General features: G+C 53.6%; 23 protein-coding genes and 1 tRNA gene. 10 read left to right on the plus strand and 14 right to left on the minus strand.

Going from position 1 to position 23,908, the window contains the following annotated elements; all coding sequences use genetic code 11:
* Nucleotides 1–108: 108 nt before the first annotated feature.
* From LPB67_RS11855 to LPB67_RS11870, 4 genes are all read right to left on the minus strand, one after another.
* Nucleotides 109–942 (minus strand): ABC transporter ATP-binding protein, encoded by an 834-nt coding sequence (locus LPB67_RS11855; protein ID WP_410482740.1) that lies wholly within the window; start codon nucleotides 940–942, stop codon nucleotides 109–111.
* Between the two features lie 14 nt (nucleotides 943–956).
* On the minus strand, nucleotides 957–1,886 hold the full coding sequence (gene ntrB / locus LPB67_RS11860; protein WP_410482741.1) for a nitrate ABC transporter permease: 930 nt from the start codon (nucleotides 1,884–1,886) through the stop codon (nucleotides 957–959).
* An 18-nt stretch (nucleotides 1,887–1,904) separates the two neighbouring features.
* Nucleotides 1,905–3,188, minus strand: a complete 1,284-nt coding sequence (locus LPB67_RS11865) for a CmpA/NrtA family ABC transporter substrate-binding protein (protein WP_262837470.1) — start codon at nucleotides 3,186–3,188, stop codon at nucleotides 1,905–1,907.
* 317 nt (nucleotides 3,189–3,505) lie between these two features.
* On the minus strand, nucleotides 3,506–4,165 hold the full coding sequence (locus tag LPB67_RS11870; protein ID WP_262837471.1) for an ANTAR domain-containing response regulator: 660 nt from the start codon (nucleotides 4,163–4,165) through the stop codon (nucleotides 3,506–3,508).
* 103 nt (nucleotides 4,166–4,268) lie between these two features.
* On the opposite strand from LPB67_RS11870, the gene tsaD reads away from it, so the two are divergent.
* Nucleotides 4,269–5,297 (plus strand): tRNA (adenosine(37)-N6)-threonylcarbamoyltransferase complex transferase subunit TsaD, encoded by a 1,029-nt coding sequence (tsaD, locus tag LPB67_RS11875; protein WP_262837472.1) that lies wholly within the window; start codon nucleotides 4,269–4,271, stop codon nucleotides 5,295–5,297.
* 90 nt (nucleotides 5,298–5,387) lie between these two features.
* Here the strand turns inward: tsaD and LPB67_RS11880 are convergent, their stop codons facing one another.
* The 8 genes from LPB67_RS11880 to LPB67_RS11915 all read right to left on the minus strand — a co-directional run bounded on the left by LPB67_RS11880 (nucleotide 5,388) and on the right by LPB67_RS11915 (nucleotide 12,424).
* On the minus strand, nucleotides 5,388–5,840 hold the full coding sequence (locus LPB67_RS11880) for a cache domain-containing protein (protein ID WP_262837473.1): 453 nt from the start codon (nucleotides 5,838–5,840) through the stop codon (nucleotides 5,388–5,390).
* A gap of 122 nt (nucleotides 5,841–5,962) precedes the next feature.
* Nucleotides 5,963–6,568 (minus strand): glycerol-3-phosphate 1-O-acyltransferase PlsY, encoded by a 606-nt coding sequence (gene plsY / locus LPB67_RS11885; protein WP_262837474.1) that lies wholly within the window; start codon nucleotides 6,566–6,568, stop codon nucleotides 5,963–5,965.
* An 89-nt stretch (nucleotides 6,569–6,657) separates the two neighbouring features.
* The gene (ybaK, locus tag LPB67_RS11890) at nucleotides 6,658–7,149 is read right to left on the minus strand and encodes a Cys-tRNA(Pro) deacylase (protein WP_262837475.1); all 492 of its coding nucleotides are present in this window, start codon (nucleotides 7,147–7,149) and stop codon (nucleotides 6,658–6,660) included.
* A gap of 79 nt (nucleotides 7,150–7,228) precedes the next feature.
* Entirely contained in the window at nucleotides 7,229–8,128 is a 900-nt protein-coding gene (gene xerD, locus LPB67_RS11895) for a site-specific tyrosine recombinase XerD (RefSeq protein WP_262837809.1), read from the minus strand.
* A 20-nt stretch (nucleotides 8,129–8,148) separates the two neighbouring features.
* Nucleotides 8,149–8,670 carry a methylated-DNA--[protein]-cysteine S-methyltransferase gene (locus LPB67_RS11900; RefSeq protein ID WP_262837476.1) on the minus strand — a complete coding sequence of 174 codons (522 nt, stop codon included), beginning with the start codon at nucleotides 8,668–8,670 and terminating at the stop codon, nucleotides 8,149–8,151.
* Between the two features lie 603 nt (nucleotides 8,671–9,273).
* Nucleotides 9,274–10,518: a TRAP transporter large permease gene (locus LPB67_RS11905; RefSeq protein ID WP_410482742.1), complete on the minus strand. Its 1,245-nt coding sequence runs from the start codon at nucleotides 10,516–10,518 to the stop codon at nucleotides 9,274–9,276.
* A 143-nt stretch (nucleotides 10,519–10,661) separates the two neighbouring features.
* Nucleotides 10,662–11,300, minus strand: coding sequence for a TRAP transporter small permease (locus LPB67_RS11910; RefSeq protein ID WP_262837478.1), 639 nt, complete (start codon nucleotides 11,298–11,300; stop codon nucleotides 10,662–10,664).
* Between the two features lie 119 nt (nucleotides 11,301–11,419).
* Nucleotides 11,420–12,424, minus strand: a complete 1,005-nt coding sequence (locus LPB67_RS11915) for a TRAP transporter substrate-binding protein (RefSeq protein ID WP_262837479.1) — start codon at nucleotides 12,422–12,424, stop codon at nucleotides 11,420–11,422.
* A gap of 146 nt (nucleotides 12,425–12,570) precedes the next feature.
* Here LPB67_RS11915 and LPB67_RS11920 point away from each other — a divergent pair, with 146 nt between their 5' ends.
* The 3 genes from LPB67_RS11920 (at nucleotide 12,571) to LPB67_RS11930 (ending at nucleotide 16,649) form a co-directional block, all read left to right on the plus strand.
* Nucleotides 12,571–14,583 (plus strand): two-component system sensor histidine kinase NtrB, encoded by a 2,013-nt coding sequence (locus tag LPB67_RS11920; protein WP_262837480.1) that lies wholly within the window; start codon nucleotides 12,571–12,573, stop codon nucleotides 14,581–14,583.
* A 279-nt stretch (nucleotides 14,584–14,862) separates the two neighbouring features.
* Nucleotides 14,863–15,453 (plus strand): response regulator transcription factor, encoded by a 591-nt coding sequence (locus tag LPB67_RS11925; protein WP_262837481.1) that lies wholly within the window; start codon nucleotides 14,863–14,865, stop codon nucleotides 15,451–15,453.
* A gap of 305 nt (nucleotides 15,454–15,758) precedes the next feature.
* Nucleotides 15,759–16,649: an AEC family transporter gene (locus LPB67_RS11930; RefSeq protein ID WP_262837482.1), complete on the plus strand. Its 891-nt coding sequence runs from the start codon at nucleotides 15,759–15,761 to the stop codon at nucleotides 16,647–16,649.
* Between the two features lie 10 nt (nucleotides 16,650–16,659).
* Here LPB67_RS11930 and queG read toward each other — a convergent pair whose 3' ends face one another.
* Nucleotides 16,660–17,775, minus strand: coding sequence for a tRNA epoxyqueuosine(34) reductase QueG (gene queG / locus LPB67_RS11935; protein ID WP_262837483.1), 1,116 nt, complete (start codon nucleotides 17,773–17,775; stop codon nucleotides 16,660–16,662).
* 60 nt (nucleotides 17,776–17,835) lie between these two features.
* On the opposite strand from queG, the gene tsaE reads away from it, so the two are divergent.
* Complete coding sequence (tsaE, locus tag LPB67_RS11940; RefSeq protein WP_262837484.1) at nucleotides 17,836–18,321, plus strand: tRNA (adenosine(37)-N6)-threonylcarbamoyltransferase complex ATPase subunit type 1 TsaE; 486 nt, start codon at nucleotides 17,836–17,838, stop codon at nucleotides 18,319–18,321.
* Nucleotides 18,285–19,652: an N-acetylmuramoyl-L-alanine amidase gene (locus tag LPB67_RS11945; protein ID WP_262837485.1), complete on the plus strand. Its 1,368-nt coding sequence runs from the start codon at nucleotides 18,285–18,287 to the stop codon at nucleotides 19,650–19,652. Before tsaE ends, LPB67_RS11945 begins: the two co-directional genes overlap by 37 nt.
* A 25-nt stretch (nucleotides 19,653–19,677) precedes the next feature.
* Here the strand turns inward: LPB67_RS11945 and LPB67_RS11950 are convergent, their stop codons facing one another.
* Nucleotides 19,678–20,322 carry a VTT domain-containing protein gene (locus LPB67_RS11950; RefSeq protein ID WP_262837486.1) on the minus strand — a complete coding sequence of 215 codons (645 nt, stop codon included), beginning with the start codon at nucleotides 20,320–20,322 and terminating at the stop codon, nucleotides 19,678–19,680.
* 76 nt (nucleotides 20,323–20,398) lie between these two features.
* On the opposite strand from LPB67_RS11950, the gene mutL reads away from it, so the two are divergent.
* The 4 genes from mutL to LPB67_RS11970 all read left to right on the plus strand — a co-directional run bounded on the left by mutL (nucleotide 20,399) and on the right by LPB67_RS11970 (nucleotide 23,888).
* Nucleotides 20,399–22,270, plus strand: coding sequence for a DNA mismatch repair endonuclease MutL (mutL, locus tag LPB67_RS11955; RefSeq protein WP_262837487.1), 1,872 nt, complete (start codon nucleotides 20,399–20,401; stop codon nucleotides 22,268–22,270).
* Between the two features lie 39 nt (nucleotides 22,271–22,309).
* Nucleotides 22,310–23,248 (plus strand): tRNA (adenosine(37)-N6)-dimethylallyltransferase MiaA, encoded by a 939-nt coding sequence (miaA, locus tag LPB67_RS11960; RefSeq protein ID WP_262837488.1) that lies wholly within the window; start codon nucleotides 22,310–22,312, stop codon nucleotides 23,246–23,248.
* 89 nt (nucleotides 23,249–23,337) lie between these two features.
* Nucleotides 23,338–23,414 (plus strand) — tRNA-Met (locus LPB67_RS11965).
* 135 nt (nucleotides 23,415–23,549) lie between these two features.
* Nucleotides 23,550–23,888 (plus strand): hypothetical protein, encoded by a 339-nt coding sequence (locus LPB67_RS11970; protein ID WP_262837489.1) that lies wholly within the window; start codon nucleotides 23,550–23,552, stop codon nucleotides 23,886–23,888.
* The last annotated feature ends 20 nt before the right edge of the window (nucleotides 23,889–23,908 follow it).

Here is a 23,908-nt window from a genome sequence, read left to right on the forward strand (position 1 = left end):
GGTAACGCCGAGGAGATGGTCAGAGTGAAACTGCCAGGACATGCCTATGCAGACACGCCCTAGCAGTTTCATTGGCAATGAAGAATTGCTTGTGCCGGATAAATTTGATCAAGCCGCATCCCTGGCCGGATGCGACTGGCGGTGGTACAGGAACTCCAGTACAGCGCTACGATATTCCGCATACTGAGGATGTTGCGACAACGCGACCCGGTCGCGCGGCCTCTCCAGCTTAACGCTTAGAATCTCACCGATCGTGGCGGCTGGACCATTCGTCATCATCACGATACGGTCTGACAGCAACACCGCCTCGTCGACATCGTGGGTGACCATCACCACGGTCGATTGCGTCTTGGCGACAATTTTCAACAACTCATCTTGCAAATGCGCGCGCGTGAGTGCATCGAGTGCGCCGAACGGTTCGTCCATCAGCAGCACTTTGGGTTCAATCGCCAACGCCCGAGCGATGCCGACACGCTGCTTCATCCCGCCTGAAATTTCATTCGGACGTTTTTTTTCTGCATGCATCAGACCCACCAGCGACAAAGCCTGTAGCGTACGTTTTTGCAGTTTGGTTTTATTTTCCGTAGCGCCGAAAACCCGCTCCACTGCCAGATAGATATTTTCGTAGCAGGTCAACCACGGCAGCAAGGAGTGATTTTGGAATACCACGCCGCGCTCCGGCGAAGGGCCGGCGATTTCGCGATGGGCGCATAGCAAAGTCCCGGAAGTCGCTTCGGTGAGTCCGGCGATCAGATTCAACAAGGTCGATTTGCCGCAACCGGAGTGACCGATCAGGGTAATGAATTCACCTTTACGCACCTTGAGATTGATATCGCGTAAAGCATGAAAATTGCCCTTCCTGGTATTGAACATCATCTCGACCTGATTGATCTCGATATACTTTTGATCGCCTGCCGGATCCTTGGACAGCGTTTCTGCCATATGTTCAGATGGGCTCATGAGGCTACCTCTTCGTAAGTGAAGGCGCGAGCGATCGCAACCAGGATTTGTTCCAGAACCAAGCCGACTAAACCGATGACGATAATCGCAATGATGATGTGAGGTACGTTCAGATTATTCCATTCATCCCAGACCCAGAATCCTATCCCGACGCCGCCGGTCAGCATCTCGGCCGCGACAATGACCAGCCATGCGGTACCGATCGCCAGCCGTACGCCGGTCAGCATATAAGGCAAAACGGACGGGAATAAAATCTTGGTGACGATTTTCCATTCGGACAAATTCAGTACGCGTGCCACGTTCATATAATCCTGCGGCACACGCTGTACGCCGATCGCCGTGTTGATGATCATCGGCCAGATAGAGCAGATAAAGATCGACCAGATTGCGGCCGGATGGGCGGATTTAAATACCAGCAGACCGATCGGCAACCATGCCAGCGGCGACACCGGTTTCAGCAAGCTGATAATCGGATTGAACATGCCGGACAAAAAGCGAAACCGGCCTATCAAAAAGCCCAGCGGAATACCGGCTGCGGCGGCCAGACCAAAGCCGACTGCGACCCGTTTCAGCGAAGCATAAATATTCCATCCTATACCCTGATCGTTTGGTCCTTTCTGATAAAAAGGATCGGAGAACACCCTGATCGCTTCCTGTAAAGTCACCCAGGGCGATGGGAATGCCGAATTTTTAACCGCGATAATTTCCCAGACCAGTATCAGGAATCCTATACCGAATAAAGGCGGCAGCACGCTTAACAAAAACGGCCGGATAGAGCGCTTCAGTTTCACCTTATGCTCCTTCGCAATGGGCGTGATGGCAGTGCTGCCAGCAGCCGCTGCTGGAGTTGCTGCGACTTGTTCCGGCGCATGCCCGGTCGCTGACTTGGCAGGTTCACGTGTTTCACGTATCACGCCTTGTACCATGGTGTTCATCACGACTCCTCAGGCTTTGATCTTGAACGACGCGGCATAGGCCGCCGGATTCTTGCCATCCCAGACCGTGCCGTCCATCAGTTTGCTGGTGCGCATGACCTCTTTTGGCACGCTGACTTTCGCCATCGCCGCCGCATCCTTGTAGATATCGATGCGATTCACGGCCTTGGCTACCGCCAGATAATCGGGATCGGTCTTCAGCAAACCCCAGCGCTTGTGCTGCGTCAGGAACCACATGCCGTCCGACAGGTAAGGGAAATTCACCGCGCCATCATTGAAGAACTTCATGTAGTTAGGATCATCCCAGGTCTTGCCCAGGCCGTTCTGGTAGCGGCCGAGAATCCGCTGATTGATCACATCGACCGAGGTGTTGACATAGGATTTATCGGCAATGGTTTCCGCCATCTTGTTTTTGTTCAGCAGAGAGGCGTCGATCCAGCGACTGGCCTCGAGAATCGCAGCCGTCATGGCTCTGGCGGTGTTCGGGTATTTCTGCACGAATTCGGCGGTGGTGCCCAATACTTTTTCCGGATGGTCTTTCCAGATGTCTTGCGTGGTGGCCGCAGTGATGCCTATGCCATCGGCAATCGCGCGGTGATTCCACGGCTCACCGACGCAATAGCCATCCATGTTGCCGACCCGCATATTCGCCACCATCTGCGGCGGCGGCACGGTGATGACTTTGGCGTCTTTCATCGGATTGATGCCGTGTGCCGCCATCCAGTAGTACAGCCACATGGCGTGGGTGCCGGTCGGAAAAGTTTGGGCAAACGTGTATTCGCGCTTGTCGGTTTGCATCAGCTTGGCGAGGGCGGTGCCATCAACCGCGCCTTTTTCTGCCAGCTTTTTAGATAGCGTGATCGCCTGTCCATTGTTATTCAGGGTCATCAGGACGTTCATGTCTTTCCTGCTGCCGCTGACGCCCATTTGTACGCCATACAGCAAGCCGTACAGGCAATGCGCTGCGTCGAGTTCGCCGTTGACTAATTTGTCGCGCACGCTGGCCCACGACGATTCTTTCGTCGGGACGATTTTGATGCCGTATTTTTTGTCGAAGCCAAGCACCGATGCCATCACGACTGAAGCGCAGTCGGTCAGGGGAATGAAGCCGATCCTGACTTCCTCCTTCTCCGGCTTGTCCGAGCCAGCCGCCCACACACCGCCGGTCGCTAATCCCATTGCGCTGGCTCCTGCAAACAAGCCGGCACTTTGCACGAGGCTGCGACGTTTTTGATTAATTGCTTTCTCATCTTGATCGCCTTCAGGTTTGGTAGATGTCTGTTGCTTCAACATGTCTGCACTCCAGCTGGATAATTTGTGGACAAAAAAAAGGCGCCTTACCAGCAAACAAGTTGTTTGCGTGGGAAGACACCTTTGTCTGATGCGAATCGACCGCCGTTGGCCTGATTCACAAGTGCGCCATCGTTGGCGCTTATTCCCTGTTATGCAATTGCTGTGCCAGATTATTTTCAGGAAGATATGCGGAGGGAATCGTGTGTCAGGATCAGTCAAGAACTGAATGACCGCCGCCGATGCGTCGCTTTAGGGAGGGATTTCGCACTTATTTTGTGCGCCGCACCACACTTGCTCACAGCGCAGTACTAGTCCGATCAACCCAGCAAGTCCGCCACGTCCAACACCCTCTGCGCCAGATCGACCAGCTTCAGATTTTTTTCCATCGCCTGTTTGCGTAATTTTTGATACGCCTCGTTCTCAGACAATTGATGACGCTCCATCAGCAAGCCTTTGGCGCGCTCTATGGTCTTGCGCTCGGCCAGCTTGGCCTTGGTGTCGGACAATTCGGAGCGCAGCTTCTGGTCGGCATTAAAGCGGGCCATCGCCACATCCAATACAGGCTTGATCCGTTCGCTATGCAGACCGGCGACCACATAGGCCGATACGCCGGCTTCCATCGCAGCGGCCATATCCGACTGGTTGCCGTCTTCGGTGAACAGCACAATCGGCCTGGGCGCATCGCGGGTCGCCATGACCATGTGTTCAAGCACGTCACGCGAATCCGATTCGGCATCGATGATGATCATATCCGGTTGCAGCTGGGCGATACGCTCGCTCATATACAGATCGCCAGGGATCACCGCGATAATGTTGTAACCCGCCTGCAGCAAGCCTATGCGTAGCGCCCGCGAACGCGCGAGTTGCGCCTGCGCATGCGGGTCTTGCTCATCCTCATACAAAATCACGGTGTTGACCACCACGATCTTCAAACTCGGTGGTAGCGCGTCTGACTCTGGAAAATGCGGCTTATTCATCAATGTCCACTCGTTATCGCTATAATCCTGCTCTTAACTACTTGCATCGTTACATTTGCATGCAAGAATCGCTCCACTTTGGCATCTGCCTGTAGAAAACATCATGATAGTTCTAGGTCTTGAATCCTCCTGCGATGAAACTGGTCTCGCGCTGTATGACACCGAACGCGGTTTGTTGTCGCATGCACTGCATTCGCAAATCGCCATGCACCAGGAATACGGTGGCGTGGTACCCGAGCTGGCGTCGCGCGACCATATACGGCGGGCGCTTCCCTTATTGGAAGAGGTGCTGACCAAAGCACAGCTATCGCGCAATGAGATTGATGCCATTGCATATACCCAGGGACCGGGTCTGGCTGGCGCTTTGCTGGTCGGTGCTTCGGTTGCTTGCGGATTGGGACTGGCCTTAGATAAGCCGGTACTGGGCATCCACCACCTCGAAGGTCATTTGCTGTCGCCATTATTGGCGAGCAAGCCGCCGGCATTCCCGTTTATCGCCTTACTGGTATCGGGTGGGCATACACAATTGATGCGGGTCGATGGCGTCGGTCAATATCAGCTACTGGGCGAGACGCTCGATGATGCAGCGGGCGAAGCATTTGATAAATCCGCCAAGCTGTTGGGCCTGTCCTATCCCGGTGGGCCAGCGATCTCGCGCCTGGCGGAATTTGGCGATCCGCTTGCTTATAAATTCCCGCGTCCGATGCTGCATTCCAAGGATTTGAATTTCAGTTTCTCCGGCTTAAAAACCGCGGTACTGACCGTCGTCAAAAGTCATCCCGCGAATATCTGCGAACAGGATAAGGCGAATATCGCACGCGGCTTTGTCGATGCGCTGGTCGACGTGCTGGTCGCAAAATGCGTCACGGCAATGAAAGAACATAGTATGAAACGACTGGTCATTGCGGGTGGCGTCGGCGCAAACAGTCAATTGCGCGCCGCCCTGAATGCGGCCGCGACCAAGCGACGTTTTCAGGTGTTTTATCCTGAGCTGGAATTCTGCACCGATAACGGCGCGATGATTGCCTTTGCAGGCGCAATGCGACTCAAAAAAAATCCCGCCCTGGCAAAACGGGACTATAGTTTTAATGTAAGACCGCGTTGGCCTTTGCATGAATTAGAGGCGGCTTAAGTCGAGATTTTAAGTTCAAGTGCCGGAATCTTCAGCGGCATCTTGCAAAATCAGTGGCGGCTAACCGCTAATTATGGCTACTTATTGCCGCTACTTATAAATCCCGCAACCGACGATCACGTCCTGATATTTTTCTATATACATGGACTTAGGTTCAATTTGCTTGCTCAGCGGATTCAGGAATTTATAATCCTGCCAGCCGCTGCCTTTTTTCTTCGCAATGTCCAGCCGCTCTTTGATAAAGAATTTACCGTCTTCGTCTTTGAGATCTATCATATCCTTACCGATCATGCGCGGATTCAGATGCGCCAGGTTTTTGCCGTTTAAATCGTAAACCACGACATACAAATCTTTATCCGAGTATTGTCCATCATGTTTATTGATCTCAGCTATCGTTGCCTGCACACCGGATTTTTTCATTGCATCTATGGTTTTTTGCACCATGGCTTTTGCTTCGTTGGCGGTGCCATGTTCGGCAGCCAATACAGGCATGCACAAGAAAAAGGAGAACGCACAAATTGCAGCCGCTATTTTTTTGAACATGATGAGTCTCCGGTAGGAATTTTTAATGCAGCAACGATTTCATCTTAGGTGACAAACAATTATTTCCCTGACGATAAAAACAGAATGTTTCCTTTCCAAAACATGGAAAACATTCATAGTCATTACTTCTTTTTACTGCCAAGCTTACTCTCTTTGCCGTTCATCAGATTCGTAATGTTCTGACCATGGCGATAAATCAACAAGCCGCTCATCACAAAAATCGCCAGCAATTTAATATCCGGCCCAAACAAGAAGCCATAATAAAAAGGCGCAAAAATAGCCGCCATCAAGGCCGCTAAAGATGAATAGCGGAATGCAAAGGCAATGATCAGCCATGTCGCCAAAGTAGCAAGCCCCAGCCAGGGATTCAGCCCAAGCAACACGCCCAACGCAGTTGCAACGCCTTTACCGCCGACAAATTTAAAAAAGACCGGCCACAAATGCCCGAGAAAAACGGCGATCGCCACCAGGCCCACTGCGTTATCGCTCAAATCAAATTGCGGCCCATAGGTCATCGCCAGCCAGACTGCCAGCCAGCCTTTAAATCCATCGCCGAACAAGGTCAAAACAGCTGCCGCCTTGTTGCCGCTACGCAGTACATTGGTCGCCCCGGGATTTTTGGATCCATAAGTACGCGGATCAGCCAGACCAAAACCTTTACTGACCACGACAGCAAATGAGATCGATCCAATCAGGTAAGCGGCCATTACCGCAAGCAAAGTAGTCATTCGATTCCTTTTAATTATGTAAAAACGTACCGCAGTTTATTTGAATTTTTGATTGAAATGAGCAAATGAATTGCCAGGCAAGTGAAATTTTAATCGTCAAGCGCGCATTGCACTGGCTGCGCCTGCAACAAGCTAGTCAATAAATCTGGCGCGATCCCGACCAGGTAGCCGCGTTGACCGCCATTGATATACATTTTGTCTAACGCCAGGATGCTTTCTTCTACATACACAGGCATCTGTTTTTTTGTACCGAACGGCGAAGTCCCGCCGACCAGATAACCCGAATGTTTTTGCGCTATCTCAGGCTTGCACGGCTCCACCGCTTTACACCCAATCTGGCGCGCCAGATTCTTGGTCGATACTTTACGGTCACCATGCATCAACACAATCAAAGGCTTGGCTGCTTCGTCTTGCATAACCAAAGTCTTGACGACGCAATGCTCATCAACGCCCAATTCACGCGCAGAGACTGAAGTCCCGCCGTGCTCTTCATAGGCATACGGATGCTCTGAAAATACCGCTTTATGCTTACGCAAAAATTGCGTCGCTTGCGTGACCGATACATGTTCTTTTTTAGCCAAGATGGTCTCGTCACCAAATTTAATAATAAAAATAATTATATCTCTATGTCACCACTACATCACCGTTTGCACCGATCCTTCACCCCCTGGGATGATGCAAAGCATGCAGCTTCTTCAAGCGCTCTTTCGCCACATGGGTATAGATCTGTGTCGTCGAAATATCCGAATGGCCGAGCAGCAACTGGACTACGCGTAAATCAGCGCCGTGGTTCAGTAAATGCGTGGCGAATGCGTGGCGCAAGGTGTGCGGCGACAGCGGCACCTTAATACCTGCCAGTTCGGCATATTTTTTAATCAATATCCAGAACATCTGGCGGGTCATGGCACCGCCGCGGGCGGTGACGAACAAGGCGTCATCGATTTGTCCATTCAGAATTTGCGGTCTTGCGTCTTGCAGATAGCGTTCTATCCACATTCTGGCAACTTCGCCAAACGGTACCAGACGCGTCTTGCTGCCTTTGCCGGTGATGCGCAATACGCCATCATTCAGGCTGACCTCGAGTGAGCGCAGCGTCACCAGTTCGGTGACCCTTAGGCCGCATGCATATAAGACCTCCAGCATGGTGCGGTCGCGCAAGCCATGCGGGGTGCTGTCGTCGGGTGCTTGCAGCAAGGCTTCGACTTGCGCTTCGCTCAGGGTATGCGGCAAACGGCTGGCCTGTTTGGCCGATCTGAGTTTTGTACACGGATTGGCCGGTATCAGGTTTTGACGAAACGCCAGCCGGTAAAATCGTTTCAGCACGGTCATCCTGCGGTTCGCAGAAGTTGCTTTGGACAGCACATGTTTGTGTGCAATATAACTCGCAATATCAACGTCATCGGCTTGATACAAGTGTTTTTGGCGCTGGGAATACAGCCATTCCGCAAAAAAGCGCAAATCCCGCCGATACGCTTCCAGAGAATTTTTCGCCAGGCCGTCTTCCAGCCAGAGTGTGTCGCAGAACTGGTCGATTTGCTCCTGGATTTGCGCAGGCAGGATGAGTGAACGATCCGCGTCAGCTAATTCGACTGCCACAAAGACTCCTGGGTGTAGCCCGCTACACCCTCATGTGTCAGTAACCAGCGCTTCACGCCGAGATGAAAGCCGGTCTCGTCGTCATGATGCGCAAAGCCGCCAAGGCCGCCTGCGGCAGTCACTCGATGGCATGGAATCACTAAGGGGAACCAATTCGCACCGCAGGCCTGCCCTACCGCACGTGGCGCTGATTGTATATGTCTGGCGATTTGCCCATACGTCAGGACTTCCCCGCGCGGAATCGAGGCGATCGCTTGCCAGACTTTGGTTTGAAACACGCTACCGACTTTTTTTAAAGGCAAATTAAAACGGTAATCGGGTTCAGCCAGATAACGCTCGATTTGTTTTGCCGCCTTCTCTGCGACTATGTCGGCAGGTGCTTTGTCAGGAAAACGCGGCGGCAAATACACCAGCTCGGTAATCAACTGAGATTCTGTACGGATGCCAATAGCACCGAAAGGCGCATGGACGATCGCAGCAAAGATGCCCGTTTCTCTGTCTTGCATGGTAATCCTAAGAGAAAATGAGGAAATAATTGACTATAGCAAAACCACAAAGAAAAAAGGCGCATCAGACGATGCGCCTTTAAAACTTCTTTCGCGTTTCGGGCTGTTTAGCGCTATCTTACTTTTTTAGCACTCAGCTTGTATTAAAACGCGCGTCTCCTCAGTGTCTTACGGTATCGATACCGTTTTTATGCACTACCGCCTTATAAATCCATATAACTACATTTAATTTTATTTTATTTTAGAAGCTTACTGCTAAATTTCAATCTGCCAAGAATATAGCATGCAATTTTGTGCGTTTCAAATTGATTACGCACAAAAAAAGGGCGCTGTTGCATATAAGTATAAATACGTGGTTTACGAAAAATTGTGCTGGACAAGACAAATTTCTTTAATCCCAAAATCAACAAAGCCGTATTTACTCAAGGCAACTACGGCTTTATCCAACTTTTATTTTTAATCCAGTCGAGGAAATTGGGTGAAAATTTGCAGCACGTGATTAATTGACATGCCGGGCCTGCTGTAGCCGGCAGTCGTGGCATCGCTGCCACGACTGCTTCAGCAATCCCTGTTTTGGTGAATCATGTGGGGATGACAGCCCACCTACATCATCCCCATGGCGCGCGGCAGCCACAACGACAGTCCCGGCCAATATGTGACAATCACCAGGAACACCAGCATCGTACATAGCCAGGGCATGACGGCGACCGTCAGTTCGGTGATGCTCATTTTAGAAATGCCGCTGGCGACGTAGAGATTCAGTCCGACCGGCGGATGACAGAGTCCGACCTCCATATTGGCGTCGATCAGGATACCGAAATGCACGGAGTCGATGCCAAGACGAATGGCGGCAGGATGCAGAATCGGCGCCATGACGAGGATGATCGAGGATGGTTCCATCACGTTACCGGCTAACAGCAGCAGGATATTGGTAAAGAACAGGAAACCCGCGCGGCCCAGTTCTTTTCCGAGTATCCAGTCGGCCATCAGCTGCGGGATATTTTCATGCGCCATCAGGAAGGAAAACAACACCGCGTTGGTAATGATATACAGCAGCATGGCTGACAATGCTGCCGAATTGACCAGGACCTTGGGGGTGTTGACGATCTTCATGTCCTTATACACAAAAACCGAAATCAGGAAGGCGTACACTGCGCTCATCGCTGCCGCTTCGGTCGCCGTGAAAATACCGCTGTAGATACCGCCGATGATGATCACTACCAGCAGCAATCCCCAGACGCTCTCGCGAAACGCTTTCCAACGTTCACCCCAGGTCGCCTTTTTCATGCGGGGGTAACCGTTTTTCCTGGCCAGGAACCAAGTAGTCGTGCATAACATCGCTGTCAGCAGCATGCCCGGGAACAAACCGGCGACGAACAAGGCGCCAATCGACGTATTGGTCGAGATCGCGTAGATCACTTTGGGAATCGACGGCAACATCAGGATGCCAAGCGAACCCGCCGTGATAATGACGCCGGCACCGAACTGTTTTGGGTAACCTTGCTTGACCATCGCCGGCAAAATGATGGAGCCGATCGCGACCACGGTAGCGACGCTGGAGCCGCACACCAGCGCAAACATCGCACAGGAAATAATCCCGGCCAGAGCCAGTCCGCCATGCCAGTGACCGACCATGCTGGTAGCGAAATTGATCATCCGTTTGGCCACCCCGCCATGCGTCAGGAAATTACCAGCCAGGATAAAAAACGGGATCGCCATGATCTCGAATTTTTCTATGCCGGTGAACAGTTTCAGTGCCACCGCTTCAATCGGTACCTGAGTCAGCAGGTACATGAACATCAGCACCGTCAGGCCGAGCGCAATGGAAACAGGAATGCCGGTCAGCATCAACGCAATCAGCAAGGCAAATACGATGCCGACTTTGCCAAACAGGCATAAGGACCCAAGTGCCAGGCCAATACCGATCAGGACGATGGTAGCGCGCTGCTTTGACATCTGCCTGATGCCGAGTGTATCCATCGTGGCACTCATTACACACCGCCTTTCATTGCAGTCGAAGCAGGTAATTGAACAGCGTTTTCTTCATCGCTCAAGCCTTCGACGTGGGCATGATCATGTTGCGGCAATTCGCCGGTGCGATAAAAGATGTAGGCCACCTGCAGAAAACGGAAACACATCAGGTAGGAGCCCATCCAGACCGCAGAATACACAGCCCAGGTCGGCCATTCGAGGTCCGGCGTGGTGGGACCTTCCGACAGATCGCCGGGATTCATCCCGAGTGCATGAACCAGGGCATAATGCATGCCGTTTTCCCATACAAAGGTCAAGCCCAGGGTGCCGATGATGCCGGTAAAAATTGCCCCGCATGTCAGCGCGGTGTACACAGTGGCATTACGCCACTCGGCGGGCAGGCGGACGACCAGCACATCGACGCCGACATGCACGCCGGCGCGCACGCCATACGCTGCGCCGAATTTTGCCATCCAGACGAACATGATGATGCACAGCTCCTGTGCCCAGCTAAAATGCAATGACAGCAGCCAATCCTGGAGCAGCGGAATACGGAAGCCCGTGCCGTAACGATGAAGTACCGAGACAAAAATGATGAACGTGGCGCCGCCCATGAGCATGGCGATAATCCACTCTTCCAGGTGATCGAGAAATTTCATAAGCCCTCTGCGGGTAAGTGTAAATGAGGCTCAGGTCCGAAAGCAGGCACGCGCAGCCCCTGCATCAGATGAGCAAATAAGAATCGAAACGAAGGGAGCGCATGCCCCCTTTTACGATTTTATTTTTCGCCGGAAGACGCTGACAGCTTGCGGATCGACGCAATCAGGTCTTTGCCGATGCGGCCTTCCATCTCGGTCTGGACCGGCAACAAGGCTTTGCGCCATTCATTTTTCTCAGCCGGAGTCAATTCGTAGATCGTGGTTTTACCGGCTTTACGTATCGCGTCCAGAGCGCGGCCATTTTCCTGGTCGGCAATCGCGTTTGCATAAATCGTTGCATTCTTCATCGCCGACTCGAGTTCGGTACGGATATCGGCCGGCAGGCTATCCCAGAATTTCTTATTGACGATGACGGCATAACCAAGGTAGCCGTGATTGGATACGGTGACATGCTTCTGGACCTCATGCATTTTTTGCGTGTACATATTCGATGGCGGATTTTCCGTACCATCGACTACGCCGGTTTGCAGCGCCTGATACACCTCGGAGAATGCCAGCACTTGCGGATTGGCGCCGAGCGCACGCATCTCCGCATCCAACACTTTGGATGACTGGATACGCATCTTCAAACCTTTAAAATCGGCCGGCGTGCGCAAGGGTTTGTTGGCTGACATGATCTTGAAACCGTTATCCCAGAAGGCCAGTCCGGTGATGCCTTTTGGTTCGAGTTTTTTTAACAGCGCTTTACCGATAGGGCCTTCGGTAACCTGATGCAAGGTATCTTTAAACGGGAAGATATACGGCAGATCGAATACTTCGAATTCTTTGACGCCAAGCGGGCCGAATTTCGCCAGCGACGGCGCCAGCATTTGCACTGCGCCCAATTGCAAGGCTTCCAGCTCTTCTTTATCCTTGTACAGCGTACTATTTGGATACAGTTCGACTTTGACGCGGCCTTTGGTATTTTTTTCAGCGAGTTCTTTAAAGCGTTCTGCGGCTTTGCCTTTCGGCGTATCGTTCGCTACTACATGGCTGAATTTGATCACGATCGGTGCCTGCGCAAATGCTGCGCCACTGACTACCGATGCCAGCAGCAGGGAACACCATAGGGATGTGAGTTTCATTTTAGTCTCCGGAAAATTATAAGGATCTTACTTTTATGCAGCGATTATTCGTTGGCCGGGTAGTTCAGGCAACTGTGGATAACCACAATCATCCGCTAATACAACAGATGACTGACTAGGTTTGACGACGTTACACTAGCAGGATGATGAAAACCTCCGCAAAATCCCGAGCCTGGCCGAATCAGCGATGGCGCTGGCTATTACCGATCTTACTGGTCAGCTTATTCGTTACCACCTTGATCTGGCTCCCCTGGCAAGCGCAAAGGATGGAGGCCAATGAACGGCAAGAGCAATTGATCGCGGATACTTTGTGGGTAGAACAAGCGATCCAGTTTCAATTGGGGCGCGATGAAGAAATGTTGCGCCAGATCGGCACGGAAATCAGCGCGGGAAAACTATCGCCGCCACTGGTGCGTGAGCGCTTTAAGACGCTATTGAAAAGCAATCGGGAGATACAGCGCATTGTCTGGTTCGACCATCATGATGTTGTAGTCGCGTCGACCGCCGATACTGCGACCGACCCCAGCCAGCGCAAGCCAGTTTCAGAACCGCCAGAATTCAATGCAGCAGAGATCGATCGCAAATTACGCTGCCTGGCACCGGTGGCAGACCAGGCAAATAAAAAAACCTATCTGATGAGTTGCCAGATCCCCTTGATCAACGCCAATCGTCGCGTCGGCAGCATCGTCGTCACGTATTATCTGTCCGGCATACTGGAAGAAATGGTGCCATGGTGGTTCGCGCAGGAAAACGAAATCTCGATTATCGATCTCGATGAAAAAATCTATGCCAAACGTTCCTCCGGCGGTCCGGGTAAAAATGTCTACACCCACAATCGCGCACTCGACCTGCCTAACGTCACACTGATGCTGCGCACCAATAGCAATAAGAGCGAGCCGAAACTGCTCTCCAATTTGCTGGTGCTATCGGTCATCCTGCTATCGATCGGTTTGATCTGGAGCCTGCTCGCGCTATGGCGCGATATCAATCGCCGCCTGGCCGCAGAAGGTGCGCTGCGCCAGCAAGTCTCGTTCAGGACCGCGATGGAGAATTCGCTGATCACCGGTTTGCGCGCGCGCGACATGGAAGGCCGGCTCACCTATGTGAATCCGGCGTTTTGCAAAATGGTCGAGCATCCGGCGGAGAATATCGTCGGACGATTGCCGCCCATGCCGTATTGGGCGCCCGAGGCGTATGAAGAATATCGCCAGCGGTTTACGCAATTGCTGGCGGGTACGGTGCCATCAGAAGGCTTTGAGACGATTTATCAACGCGCCAGCGGTGAGCGTTTTCCGGTATTGATTTATGAGTCGCCACTGGTCAACGACAACGGCGTGCAGACCGGCTGGATGAGTTCGATTCTGGATATCTCGGAATTAAAACGCGCGCAGGAACTGGCCCGCCAGCAGCAAGAGATGCTACATGCCAGCGCCCGCCTCGCGACCATGGGCGAGATGGCGTCGATACTCGCGCATGAGCTGAATCAACCGCTGGCGGCGATTTCGAGTTACACCACCGGCGCCATCAATCTGCTGCAATCCGATCACAGCAATCCCGACGACAAGCAATTGCTGTTGAGTGCCTTGGATAAGGCCAATGCACAAGCGCAGCGTGCCGGGCAGATCATTCGCAGCGTGCATGAGTTCGTCAAAAAGCGCGAAGCGACTCGCGAGCCGGTTGATATGGCAGTCCTGATGCAAAGCGTGATGCCGCTGGTTGAATTACAGGCGCAAACCACGTACGTCAAAATCCAGTATGCGATTGCCGAGCGCCTGCCCCTGGTGCAGGCAGACCGGCTGCTGCTGGAGCAGGTGATCCTGAACCTGACCCGCAATGCCATCGAATCCATGCAAAATAATCCGCCCGAGCTATGCGTGCTGCGCATCGTGGTCAGGCAGGAGTCCGGCTGTAGCGCGGAACAAAAACCGGTTGCGCAGGCTGTCAGCCATTGCATCGTGGTCGAAGTAATCGATCGCGGTCATGGCATTTCGGCAGAAATCGCAGCGCAACTATTTTCACCGTTTTTCTCGACCAAATCGGGGGGCATGGGGATGGGATTGAACATCTGCCGCACGGCCATTGAGTTCCACGGCGGCCAGCTCAGTCATCAGGACAATCCCGCTGGTGGTACTATCTTCAGGTTTTCGCTGCCTGTTTAATTGGTTAAGGCTTACGCAAAAAACCCCCTAACCACCGAGACACAGAGGAAAGGCAAGAGTAACAAGCTCTACGGAACGTTGATCTAAAAATGAACCCGCAAGCTGGGTGCGCCTTTTGGCACGAAATGCCTCTGAAAGCCTCATCTCGCTTGCGGGTTCAATATGGGCTTAGGTAAACAGTTTTCCGTTTTGCTAAATCCCTGTTTGTATTTCGGTATTCTAAAAAAACCAAAAGAGAGCGGTCACGCTCCCGCCAAAAATCCTTCGGAGACTGAGCTTATGCTGCACATTGTGGATGATGAAGATGCCGTCAGGGACGCACTGTCCTGGCTGGCGCGCTCGCGAAATATTGCAGCGACCAGCTACGGCTCCGCCGAAAAATTTTTATCCGCACTCGAGCATCCCCTGCAATTCGACCCGCAAGGCGATTGCCTGCTATTAGATGTACGGATGCCCGGCATCAGCGGCACCGCCTTGTTCGACATGCTGGCAACACGCCAGCTGACGCGCCGCTTGCCGGTGATTTTTTTAACCGGACATGGCGATGTGCCGATGGCCGTCGACACATTGAAGCGCGGTGCCTTCGATTTTTTTGAAAAGCCGTTTAACGACAACAAACTCATGGACCGGGTTCAGGAAGCGCTGGCGCAATCGCGCGAAGCCGGCGCCTCGGCGGCGATCCATGAGCGCCTCGCGACTTTGTCGGCTCGTGAACGTGAAGTGCTCGACCTGATCCTGCTCGGCAAGATGAACAAGGTGATCGCCGATCAACTCGGCATCAGCATGCGCACGGTCGAAGTGCACAGGGCGCATATCTTCGACAAGATGCAGGTCAAAACTGCGGTCGAATTAGCTGGCTTGCTGAAGTAGGTTTCAGGACTTAGATAAATAGCGAGAGCATATATAAAATCGTTCACCACAAAGACGCCGGGCCACAGAGGAAAAGCAGGAGAAATACCGCTCTGTCATGTTCTGCTTTATTTTCTCGCGGTTTTCTCTGTGCCTCTGTGTTAAGAGGTTTTCGTTTTTGCATACGTCCTTGCTTGGGTGCCGGCCATTCGTAGTTATACGCATACTCTTTTCATTTTATGGGGAGTATAGTTAAATACAATGCCTTTTCCGCTTATTTTACGGCGCACATAAAATATACTCCCATCCAGTAAGCGTATCTACCCATGTCTGTAGCCACCCTCCTCGTCCCTGATTTTGCCCTCATCGTACTGGGCTTTTTGCTCGCCCGCTTTGCGAATTGGGGCGGCCATTTTTGGGCCGGCGTGGAAAAAATTGTGTACTACCTGATGTTCCCGGCACTGCTGTTTTATACCACTTCGCGCACGCCGTTCAACTTCACGGCCACCGGTCATTTTCTGCAAATCGCCTTCATCGCGACCGCCTGCGGCATGGGACTCGGCTCTCTCGCCAAATATTTTTTCAACAGCGCACCCAGGGTGTTTGAGTCCGGTGTGCAAACCGCATTTCGCTTCAACTCGTACATCGCGCTGGCGCTGGCATCGCGCCTCGCTGGCGATCAGGGCACGGCATTGATGGCATTGCTGATCGGCTTTCTGGTCCCCTTGTGCAATATGGCAGCGGTGTATGCGCTCGCCCACAATAGCGGCAAACTCCTGCTCGAAATCGCCAGGAATCCGCTGGTGATCGGCACTGCGTCCGGCGTCATCGTCAATCTGTGTCAGATCCCGGTACACGAGGCGATCAATGCGACCTTGTCGCGTCTGGGCAACGCCTCGATTGCGCTCGGCCTGCTGGCGGTCGGCGCTGGCATGCGCTTGTCGGCGCTGCATCAGGCCAAGGGAATGGCGAGTTATTTCCTGACCATCAAGTTAATCGTGCTGCCGCTGATCGCGCTGCTGCTTGGTCGCTGGATGCAACTGCCTGTGCTGCAATTGCAAATCGTGGTGATTTTTTGCGCCCTGCCAACCGCTTCAAGCGCCTATGTGCTGGCGGCACGCATGGGGGGCAATGCGCCGTTTGTCGCCTTCCTGATATCGGCCAGCACCATGCTGTCGGCGATGACGCTGCCGTTCTGGTTATCTCTGGCGCATTAAATAATTTTGCCTAAGATTCAACGCCATGCTGTTGCAAGGCCCAAATGACATGCTCGCGGACCAGCCCGGACGGATGCTGCAACTGTGCTTGCAGTGCCTGCACGATGGCCGCGTCGCCGCGCATGCTGCCTGCGGCATTCCCCAGTCCGACCGCGAGATTGCGCAGCCAGCGCTGATGTCCTATGCGACGTATCGGGCTGCCTTCAAGATAGCGCATGAACTGCGCTTCGCTCCACGCAAACAGGTTCACCATACTGGCATGGTCGAGACCGTTGCGTACGTCGAAATCATCGACGCTGGCTTGCTGCGCGAATTTATTCCAGGGACAAAATAACTGGCAATCATCGCAGCCATACACGCGATTGCCGATCAAAGGCCGCAGCTCGACCGGGATACTGCCGTGCAGCTCTATCGTGAGATACGAAATGCAACGCCGCGCATCGAGCTGATATGGCGCGATGATCGCCCGGGTCGGACAGACATCGATGCACGCGCGGCATTGTCCGCAATGGTCGCTGACAGGCGTATCGACCGGCAAAGGAATATCGACCAGAATTTCGCCGAGAAAAAACATCGAGCCGACATCGCGATTCAGCAACAAGGTATGTTTGCCGCGCCAGCCTATCCCCGCCTTGGCCGCCAGTTCGACTTCCAGCACCGGTGCCGAATCGGTAAACACCCGATAACCGAGCGCGCCTATCCTGGCTTCGATTTTTTCAGCGAGTTGCTGCAGGCGATTGCGCAATACCTTGTGATAATCGCGGCCGCGCGCATACACTGAAATCACGGCGGTATCCGCCACCTGCATTTGCGCCCGCTCTTTGACTCGCCAATCGGCGTCGCCGCTTTTCGGCAAATAATTCATACGGGCAGAGATCACCCGTACCGTTCCCGGCACCAGTTCCGCCGGGCGGGCCCGCTTCATGCCGTGGGCCGCCATATACGCCATCTCGCCGTGATGACCGGCAGCGAGCCAGGCTTGCAAACCCGGCTCGGCGTGACTCAGGTCGATGCCGGCAATGCCCAGCTCCGCAAAACCGAGCTGCTTGCCCCAGGCTTTGATCTCCTGCGTCAGCGCCGCCAAATCGGCTTGCTCTCGCGATCGTTCGTGCGCATCTTCGTACATTAATGACTTCCGACGCGGTATGATGTGTGATGAAATTTCATGTTTAACGTGTTACGGCAAATGTCTCATTATAAAACGACCCTGGCGGATGAAGCCGCTACGCAAGCACTGGGCAAGCGCCTCGCCTTACATCTGCGCGCCGGTTTCAGCATCTATCTGCATGGCGATCTGGGGGCCGGCAAAACCGCTCTGGCCCGCGCCCTGCTGCATGCGGCTGGTCATCAAGGTCATGTAAAAAGTCCGACTTATAACCTGGTTGAAATTTATCAAGTCCAGCTACAGGGGCAAGACGTCAAGATCATGCATTTTGATCTGTATCGCATGACTAGCCCAGAAGAATTTTTAGAAGCCGGTTTCCGCGAAGAATTCAATGAGCGCACCGTCTGTATTATCGAATGGCCGGAAAAAGCCGCAGGCATCTTGCCGCCCGCCGATCTGCATATCTTTTTACGCATCGCGGGTCATGGCCGTGAGGTAGAATTGCAAGCCTTGTCTGACAAAGGTAATGAATGTTTAGCAAAACTGAATTTCGCTCCCAACCTGTAAGCACGCCACCCGCTGCAAAAAAACGCCGCACCATCCTCAAGGCGGGGAGCACGCTACTCATTTCCATCATGGCGCCCGAGGTCGCCCTGGCAGCGATGGCGGCACAGATCCTGGCAGTACGCGTCTGGCCTGCCGAAGATTACACCCGCGTGACTTTAGAAAATAATAGCGACCTCAAAACCAGTCATTTCATCGTCAAGAATCCCGAGCGGCTGGTGGTCGATATCGAGGGCATAGAACTCAATCCCACGCTCAAAGAACTGGTCGCCAAAATCCAGTCGAACGATCCTTATATCAAACAAGTGCGGGTCGGACAAAACCGGCCGAATGTAGTCCGCCTGGTTTTCGACCTGAAAGAAGAAGTCAATCCGCAAGTCTTCACGCTGCAACCGGTCGGCAATTATCAGCACAGGCTGGTGTTCGATCTCTACCCCGCCAACCCGCCCGACCCGATCGCGGCGATGATAGAAAAGGGTGACTGGCATCAAGACTTGCCCAAGGATGTAACGCAGCCTAAGAGCGATGGCAAACCTGACGCCAAGTTCGACAACAAACCGGACCACAAAGCCGATCCGGCAGTAGCGGAATCCGATAAAAACCCGGCAAAGACACCGCTCCTGACGCGCATGATCACCATCGCGATCGATCCCGGTCATGGCGGCGAAGATCCGGGAGCAATCGGTCGCGGCGGCAGTCGCGAAAAAGACGTCGTACTGTCGATTGCCAAGCGCCTGAAAGCCAAGATCGAGCTAATTCCGAATATGCGCGTGATGCTGACCCGCGACGGCGATTATTTTGTACCGCTGAATGTGCGCGTACAAAAAGCCCGCGCCGTGCAGGCCGACTTGTTCATGTCGGTGCATGCCGATGCCTTCGTCAATTCCAGTGCCCGCGGTTCGTCGGTATTTGTCCTGTCGGAAAAAGGCGCGAGCTCTAGCGCGGCCCGCTGGCTGGCAGATAAAGAAAACGCGGCCGACCTGATCGGCGGCGTCAACATCAAAACTCACGACAAACAACTCGCCAGCGTCTTGCTCGACCTGTCCACCACCGCACAGATCAACGATAGCCTGAAGCTGGGCAAGGTCGTACTCAGTGAAATCAGCGGCATCAACCGCCTGCACAAAGGCGCGGTCGAGCAGGCGGGATTTGCGGTACTCAAAGCACCGGATATCCCAAGCATCCTGATCGAGAGCGCCTTCATCTCGAATCCCGAAGAAGAGGCCAAACTCACGGACGACAATTATCAGGATCAGATGGCCGATGCCGTGGTCAAGGGAATTAAGAAGTATTTTTCCAGAAATCCGCCGCTGGCGAAAAATCGCCTGACCTGAGATGTTGTGAATCTGACCGGCTTGATTACTCTCTCAACATGCCTCTGCCAATTTTCCACAATCCGCCGAGGATAATCGGGAACACGGCAGCACCGACGCCGACCAGCACAATGGCATTCAGATGTTCGCGCACAAAAGGGATATTGCCGAAGAAATAGCCGGCCAGTACCACGGAAAATACCCAGAACAAGGCACCGACCACGTTGTAGATCTGGAAGGTCTTGTGCGTCATGTCCGACAAACCCGCAACGAAAGGCGCGAAAGTACGCACCAGCGGTACGAAGCGCGCCAGCACGACGGTCTTGCCGCCATGCTTTTCATAAAATTCATGGGTCTTTTTGATGGCGTTGCGGTCTATCCATTTGTGCTCGCGTTCCAGCACTTTATGACCGATCATGCTGCCTATCCAATAGTTCAGCGAATTACCCGAAATCGATGCCGCAATTAGCAAGGTAATCAGTAGCCAGAGATCCATATCACCGCGTGCGGCAAATGTACCGGCGATAAACAACAGCGAGTCGCCAGGTAAAAACGGCAGGATCACAAATGCGGTTTCAGAAAAAATAATGGCAAATAAAACGATATACACCAACGTGCCGTATTGCTCTATCACCAATCCTAATGTTTTATCGACATGCAAAATCATGTCCAATAACTGCATGAAATCCATAATTCTCCTCGGTAGCGGCGCAATCATACACTAACGACCGCCCAAATTTGATGACGAGCACAGGTATAATCCTGGGATGAATGCGCCATCCACTCCCCACCGCCCCATCCAAGCCCTGTCTGATCAGCTGATCTCCCAAATCGCCGCTGGCGAAGTGGTTGAGCGTCCGTCGGCAGTGGTCAAGGAATTACTGGAAAACGCCCTCGATGCAGGTTCCAGCAGTATTCAAATACGGCTCGAAGAAGGTGGCGTCAAACGCATCGCGATCAGCGACAATGGGCGCGGCATTCCGGCCGATCAATTACCGCTGGCGGTCGCCCGCCATGCCACCTCCAAGATCGCCTCGCTGACGGAACTGGAGAACGTGGCGACCCTGGGCTTTCGCGGCGAGGCTTTGGCGTCGATCGCTTCGGTTGCCTTGCTGACACTGACTACCCGCACGGCAGAAGCGCCGCATGCATGGCAGATCGAGAATGGCAAAATCTCTCCCGCCTCCGGCGCGCAAGGCACTACGGTCGATGTGCAGGATCTGTACTACAACACCCCGGCCCGCCGTAAATTTTTAAAATCGGAACAAACCGAATTCGGCCATTGCGCCGAAGTGGTACGCCGCATTGCATTGGCGCGCCCCGATGTCACCTTCTCGTTGTCGCATAACGGCAAGGCGGTCGATCACTGGAACGTCAGCGCCATCGACAAGCGCAGCGCGCATATTCTCGGCGAAGCCTTTGCCAATGCGCGCCTGCCACTCGATGAGAGCGCAGGACCGTTGCGCCTGCACGGCTTTATCGGCTTGCCGACCGCATCCAAAGGCCGCGCCGATGCGCAATTTTTCTACGTGAATGGCCGCTTTGTCCGGGATAAATTACTCACCCATGCCGTTCGTGCCGCGTATCAGGATGTGTTGCACGGCGACCGCTATCCATCGTATGTGCTGGCGCTCGACCTCGATCCGGCACTGGTCGATGTGAATGTCCATCCCTCAAAAATTGAAGTGCGCTTCCGCGATAGTCGTGCGGTGCATCAGTTTGTTTTTCACGCGGTCAATCGCGCGCTAGCACAGACCTCGGCTACCGCATTTGGTACCGTGCCTGCGCCTGCCACTGCGATGGCGCCGCAGCTGAGCGGCACACAATCGAATGGCCGGATGCCCTGGCTCGGCGGCGAGCAAACCACGTTTGGAGCGCACTTCTCACCGCAGCCGCTGGGCCAAAGCAATTACGGTTATGCGGCGCAAAACAATAATCCGGCTGGCGTTGCCCAGAGCCTGCAAAATTACGGCGCCTTGTTTGCGCGGGAGCGGAATGATGACGGAAAATCAGGCAATTCAAGTCCGATAGGCGGCGCTGAACTGCCGGACGATGAACATCCGCTCGGCTTTGCACTGGCGCAATTGCACGGCGTCTACGTGCTGGCACAAAACAGCAAAGGCCTGGTGCTGGTCGATATGCATGCGGCACATGAACGCATCTTGTATGAACAGTTAAAAAATGCGCTCGATGCGAATAGCATGCCGGTACAGCCAATGCTGATCCCCATCACGTTTTATGCCGATGGCGTGGAAGTCGGCACGGCAGAAGAACATCAGGCCACCTTGCAGGCGCTGGGTTTCGATATTGCGGCGATCTCCCCGACCACGCTGGCAGTGCGCTCGGTACCGGCTTTATTAAAAAATGCCGATGCCCAATCGCTGGCACGCGATGTCTTGCGCGAAGTCCGGGAATTCGGCGGCTCGCGCGTGCTGATCGATCGCCGCAACGAATTATTAGGCACCCTGGCCTGCCACACTGCGGTGCGCGCCAACCGCAGCCTGACCATGCTCGAAATGAACGCCCTGCTGCGCCAGATGGAGCAGACCGAACGGGCCGACCAGTGCAATCACGGTCGCCCGACCTGGGTGCAATTGGGATTGAACGATCTGGATAAAATGTTTTTGCGTGGTCAATAGCATGCCTCTATTTTCATCCAGGCAGATTGGGCAAGCAGCATGAGCACGCGTCAAAAAGTCATTGCCATCATGGGGCCGACCGCATCGGGCAAAACCGCCGCCGCGCTGGAAATTGCCCGCCATATTCCCGCAGAAATCATCTCGGTCGATTCCGCCCTGGTGTACCGCGAGATGGACATAGGCACGGCCAAACCGAGCGCCGCCGAACTCGCCTCGGCACCACATCACCTGATCGACATCATCGATCCGGCCGATGCCTACTCGGTTGCCCAATTCCTCATCGATACCAGACGACTGGTAAACGAGATTGCCGCACGCGGCAAACTGCCGTTGCTGGTCGGCGGCACCATGATGTATTTCAAAGCCCTGATGAATGGCCTGGACGACCTGCCCGCCGCCGATCAGGCAATACGTGCCGGACTCGACGCCGAAGCCGCACGCGACGGCACACCCGCCCTGCATGCGCGCCTGGCCACGCTGGATCCGGTAACCGCGGCACGCTTAAAACCGAACGACTCGCAACGCATCCAGCGGGCGCTGGAAATCATCGCGCTGACCGGTCAGCCGATGTCCGACTTGCTGGCGCAACAACCCAAGAGCGAAATGCCGTTCGACATGCTGTCGCTGTCGCTGGAACCATCGGACCGCACCGTCCTGCATCAACGCATCGCCAAGCGTTTCGACATCATGCTGGAGCAAGGTTTTCTGGACGAAGTACGCCGCTTGCGCGAACGCGGCGACCTGCACCCCGACCTGCCATCGATGCGTTGCGTAGGCTATCGCCAGGCCTGGGAACATCTGGACGGTGCCTACGACCTGAACGAAATGCGCGAACGCGGCATCATCGCCACCCGCCAGCTAGCCAAACGCCAACTGACCTGGCTACGCTCAATCCCGGAGCGCACCGTCATCGATTGCCTGGCACAAAACCCGACAGAAAACATACTCAGGCACGCCCTCTCTTATCAAAATTCCTAACAAAAAACGCAATCGCCAAGCTTTGCAAAGCAAAATCCGATTTTGATATTGACACCAATAAGTCAAAATGGCATAATTTCGGGCTTCTTGGTGATATAGCTCAGTTGGTTAGAGCACAGCACTCATAATGCTGGGGTCGGTGGTTCAAGTCCACCTATCACCACCAGAATTCCGTTCAGATTCTTCTGTAGCGTACAAAAAACCCGCAAACTTCCTGTGAGAATGCGGGTTTTTTGTTTTCCGACGCCATTTGGCCCCTGACGCCCTTTAAAGCATGTGGCGTTTGGGGTTTAATCTACGCATGGCAAACAGAATACCTCCCTCCCTAAAATGGCTAATTGTCAAGCGCGCAAGGCTTGATAGTGAAAGTAAGAAGACCGAGGCGGCCTTAAAGCGCAGCCAACGTCTTCTTGAAGAGTTAACTGACTGCCCCATCAAACCAGCATTAGCAGCAAATGAACCTGCATTCCATCGTCGCGAACCAGCATTATCTGCAACTGACCGCCGCCGGACGTATCACAGAACGTGTGCTGCGTTTCCATGGCTGGCTAGCGTGTACATCCTTCCGGTTCGCCCCGCGCAGCGCCCGGCACGCCACAATTATCTTGTGGACAAGGAAAAAATTCAGTATGTTTGCTAGCATTCATTATTTGAATCTAT

It is taken from the genome of Undibacterium sp. Jales W-56 (assembly GCF_025548535.1).
In the GTDB taxonomy this organism is placed as follows: Bacteria; Pseudomonadota; Gammaproteobacteria; order Burkholderiales; family Burkholderiaceae_D; genus Undibacterium.